Annotated in this window: 1 protein-coding gene and 1 pseudogene; both read right to left on the reverse strand. The window is 65.0% G+C overall.

Features of this window, described 5'->3' with window-relative positions; all coding sequences use genetic code 11:
* A pseudogene (locus tag EOA36_RS32865) lies at positions 1-1,000 on the reverse strand (translocation/assembly module TamB); the annotation flags it as partial.
* Positions 1,001-1,002: 2 nt separating this feature from the next.
* The coding region (locus EOA36_RS32870) for an autotransporter assembly complex family protein (protein WP_145969440.1) at positions 1,003-2,706 on the reverse strand (1,704 nt) is incomplete at its 5' end.

Here is a 2,706-nt window from a genome sequence, read left to right on the forward strand (position 1 = left end):
CGGCAGGATCGGCAATGCCGGCGGCGGTGCCATGTACCGCATCGCTCTCGATGCTGGCCCGGTCGATGCTGATGCCGCCCGCCGATGTGGCTGTGCCCGCGACATCGAAGCTGGTCTTGCCGGCAAACAGCGGCTTCAGGTTTTCCGGCAGGAAGCGCGCAAAATCGCCGTCGCCCTTGGCCTCGACATGATTGCCCTTGTCGGTGAGCTGGTGGCGGCCGGTAAGTTGGGTGACGATCCGATGGTCGACGAGGAAAGTGCCGACACCGCTCCAGTTGGCAAGCGGTCCGCTGCCCGAAACGACGATATCGACCGGCGGCGCATCCGGCAGCTTGAGCAGGTTGGCAATGATGCCGCCGGCCGGCTCCGACGCCTTGAGGTCGAGGTCCAGCTTGTTGTCGGCGGGTGCGAAATGGATATTGGCATCGACATTGCCCTGTTTGCCGTCGTGACGGGTGACGTTGAGCACCGTCTGGACCGCCAGTGGCGCGGCATCGGCCTTGAGCATTCCCTTGGCTGCGAGCTCGGCGATACCGCTGCCGGCCAGTTGCTCGCCGAGCGCGATTTCCGGCAGGTCGATCTGCTTGATGTCGATGGAGACAGGCAGAGTCGTCGTGCCGCCCTGCGCCGGCGGCTGCGAACCGGCCACCGGCAGGCGCGCCAGTTCGATGCGCCCGGCGGCGATCCGGTCGGCGCTGAAGCTTTTCGACAGCAGCGCCGTCGGCGACCAGTCGACGGCCACCTTGCGCGCCACCAGCCAGGCGCCCTCGCGATCCTCAAGCACGACATGGTCGACGCTGAGATTACCCGACCAGATGCCGTCGATGCCGCTGACGGTGACCTTGCGATCCTCGCTCGAGGCGAGCCGCGAGATGATGCCGGCGAGATTGTCGCGCCCACGCTCGGTCTTGGTCAGCACGACGAGCGCGCCGATCGCGCCCGCGACCATGATCAGCAGCGTGTAGAGGACAATGCGAAGGATGCGCCAGACCGTTTTCATCGTCAGAAGGCCTGGCCAATGCCGGCATAGATGCCGAAATGCGGGTCGCCGGGATCACGGTTGAGCGGCACGGCCGCGTCGATGCGCAACGGCCCGAACGGCGTGACATAGCGCAGGCCGACACCGGCGCCGACCTTGACGTCGGAGAAGTTGGGAACCGACTTCGTCGATACCGTGCCGGCATCGACGAAGGGCACGATCCCGATCGTGTCGGTGACGGCGATGCGCATCTCCACCGAGGTCTCGAAGAAGGACAGGCCGCCGATCGGCTGGCCGGTGAAATCCTTGGGGCCGATGCCCTGATAGGTATAGCCGCGCACCGAGCCGCCGCCGCCGGAATAGAAGCGCCGGTCGGCCGGGACGTTCTGCAGCCCGGTACCGACGATCGAGCCGATGGCGACACGCTCAGCCAGCACGAATTTCGACGCGGTATCCAGCGACTGATAGGCCGATCCCTCGCCCTTCAGCTTGAGGAAGGCCGCACCACTCAGTATGTCGTAGCTCGGCTCGGCATAGGCGAGCACCCTGAAGCCCCTGGTCGGGTTCAACCTGCTGTCCCTGTTGTCATAGACATATTGCAGCGGAATGCTGGCGATCAGGTAGGTGTGCTTGCCGAAGGCGTCATGGATGCGCGAATAATCGAGCGCCACCTCGGCCGACACGGTCTGCTTCTTGTCGAGTTCGTAGGACAGGCCGGTGCTGCCCTTGACCGAGAAATGGTCGTACGCATCCGGATGCTCGAGCACGGTCTTGACGCTGGCGAAGAACTTCGACGCCGGTCCGATCACGCCGGGTTTCTCGAACATGATGCCGGCATTGTAGTTCAGTTCGGACAGATTGTTGCTGCCGATGCCGCTGATGGCGCCGTCGATGCGCAGCTTTTCCGCGCGGCCAAACAGGTTGCGGTGCCCCCAGTAGCCCTCGAGGCCAAGCCCCTCGGTGTTCGAGAAGGTGCCGCCAAGGCCGAAAAAGCGCGGCTTGCGCTCGCTGACCTGGACGCCGATCGGAATGTTGCCGTCGGCGTCGAGCTTGTCGGCTTCCTTGAACGTCACGCTGTTGAAGACCTCGAGCGCCAGCAGCCTGTCGCGCGCGTCGCTGATCTCCTGTGGCGAGTATTGCCTGCCGCGCTTCAGCCCGGTCATGTATTCGGTGAAGTCCCTGTCGACCTTCTCGGTGCCTTCCACGGTGGTCGCGCCATAGCCGGCGACCGGCCCGGCTGCGACCGTCAGCGTCACATCGAGCGTCGATGTGGCATGGTCGGCGACGATATGCCGGTCGGTCACCTTGGCCAGCGGCCTGCCCTGCTCCTTCAGCGTCCGCACGATCAGCGCCTCGGCCTTGAGCACCGCGCCCGATCCGGCGTCGCCGCCGGATATCAGCCCATAATCGGCGCTCATCAGCCCCGCCGCGTCGCCCTCCAGCCGGATGTCGCCAAGGGTGAATTTGGGGCCTGTGGCGATATTGATCGCCACAGGGATAGGCTGCGGCCCCTTGAATTCGGCATCCGGAGGCAGTTCGTCGAGCGGCTTGCCGTCGATGGTGATGGTGACGACGCCTTCATAGCGGGCATCGGCATAAAGTGCGGCGACCAGCTGTTCGCGGTCGCCGCGCGCCTTGGCCATCAGCCCGAGCGAACCCGAAACGGGCCGGTCCTCGTCGCCTTTCAGCGCCGAGGCGTTTTCGAGCTTCTTGACGAGGTCCTTGTC

It is taken from the genome of Mesorhizobium sp. M8A.F.Ca.ET.021.01.1.1 (genome assembly GCF_003998025.1).
Classification (GTDB): Bacteria; Pseudomonadota; Alphaproteobacteria; order Rhizobiales; family Rhizobiaceae; genus Mesorhizobium.